1 protein-coding gene is annotated in these 2,111 nt (G+C 40.0%); it reads right to left on the bottom strand.

The window, feature by feature from the left end; translation table 11 throughout:
- On the bottom strand, window positions 1-2,111 hold a 2,111-nt coding region (locus tag LV89_RS19425), incomplete at both ends, for an immunoglobulin domain-containing protein (RefSeq protein ID WP_445422192.1).

A 2,111-nucleotide genomic window follows, 5' to 3' on the forward strand; every position in this document is an offset into this window, starting at 1 on the left:
GAAGCTGAATACCAAGTTGCTGTTGAACCTGTTGAGCAAGTCGCTCCTAAAGTAACTGTGCCTGTTCCACAAATTGAACCTGAGGTAACCGTTGGAGTAGCAGGAGTTGGATTAATAGTTACTCCAGTTGTTGCCGTTACAGAACATTTGCTTCCATTTGCTGCCGTAAATGTTACCGTTACCGTATAAGTTGTCGAAGCCGTTACGTTTGTATTAGTAACTGTTGCTTGTGTACTTGTAAATCCATTTGAACCAACCCATGAATAAGTAGGCGTACAATTGATTGATTTAGAATTAGCATCAAGCGTAGCCGTTAAATTAACATCACCTCCCGTACAAATGGCAGTAGGATTAGCCGTAGCTGTTACCGAAGCAATTGTTGTAGGCGTTCCTAAAGTAACATTAATATCTCCATCTTTCGAAGCCGTTGTCCAGTTATTAGTACCACCATTTGTGATATTAATTTTAAACCAGCTACTTGCTCCAAATTTCGTAATATCATTCAAACTTGCTCCTGTTCCTAATTGGAACGCAGCCATGTTTTGTGTGTATGTACCTGTCAAACCTGCGTAAATACCAGAACCTGTAAACGTACCATTTGAAGTTGGATAATAATACCAATCTCCAAGATTTGGCGAATAACCTGTACAGTGTGTATTGGCAACTGGACTACCTGTTGGAGGAGTTCCTGTACGCCCTGAATAATTAACAATTACATTAATACAGTCATTTGAAGTTCCACCTGTTACACAAGCAGTATAATTTAATACGGCTGTTCCGTCACAGAATTCTGTCAATTCTCCAGATTTCACAGTAAAGTGTTGATTTGGAGAAACTACATTTCCTTTCAAATCTGCAAAATACAATCCGTAAGATTGAGTAGCATCACCACAAAGTGTACTATTTGATACGGTTGTTTTACGTGATAAACAAACTGGGTCTTTTCCTTCGCAGTTAGCTAAAACTGTTTTCTTCACTGTATTAGATTCTCCTCCGATAAAATCTGTACAACCTGCTCTTCTTGCACAACGAATGTAACAAGTAGTCTGAGTAATTGCAGATGGTTGATAATTTGGAGAATTACTGTTCGGGATTTCTGTATAAAGGTTTTGACCAACAATATTCAATGGACAAGTTCCATTTGACAATGATGTTGTTTGTAACCATAAATATTCAATCGCTGCACTTGCATCTCCGCCACTCGCAGGCGTTACGCTTGTAATTTGTGCAGGAGTTTTTCCTAAACAAATACTTTCATCTGCTTGGATTGTTCCTCCGTTTGTAATTTTAGCAATGACTGTTGCTTTAACTTCAATTCTTGGAGATTCACAACCTGCCGTTGATTTACAAGAAACATAATAAGAAGTTGTTGCTGTTAATACTGGCGTTACATAAACTGAACCTGTTGTAAACGATGTTCCACCTGTTGCAGTTGCATACCATGTTGGTGTTCCTGTTGTACAGATTGCACCTAATTCAACTGTTCCTGTTCCACAAATAGTACCATTCTTAATAGCAGATGGACCAGATAAACTACCGTTGACAGTTGCTACAACTGGTACAGTTGCTGATTCACAACCTGCACTTGACTTACACGATACATAATAAGTAGTTGTTGCCGTTAAGCTTGGTGTTGTATAACTTGCTCCACTTGCGATTGATGTTCCGCCTGTTGAAGCTGAATACCAAGTTGCCGTTGCTCCTGTTGAACAAGTTGCTCCTAAGGTAACTGTACCTGTTCCACAAATCGAAGCAGGCGTAACTGTTGGGGCTGTTGCTCCGCCGTTTACCGTTGCTACTACTGATGTTCTACCTGATTCACAACCTGCACTTGATTTACAAGATACATAATATGTTGTGGTTGCACTCAAACTTGGGCTTGTAAAACTTGCTCCACTTGAAATTGATGTCCCACCTGTTGAAGCTGAATACCAAGTTGCTGTTGTACCTGTTGAACAAGTCGCTCCTAAAGTAACTGTTCCTGTACCACAAATTGAACCTGCCGTTACCGTTGGGGCTACGCCAAGCGAACCTACTGTCTTTTTAACAGCATTGGATTCCCCTGTGTAATCTGTACAACCTGATAATCTTGAACAACGAATGTAACAAGT

The sequence above is a fragment of the Arcicella aurantiaca genome, assembly GCF_003148625.1.
GTDB lineage: Bacteria > Bacteroidota > Bacteroidia > Cytophagales > Spirosomataceae > Arcicella > Arcicella aurantiaca.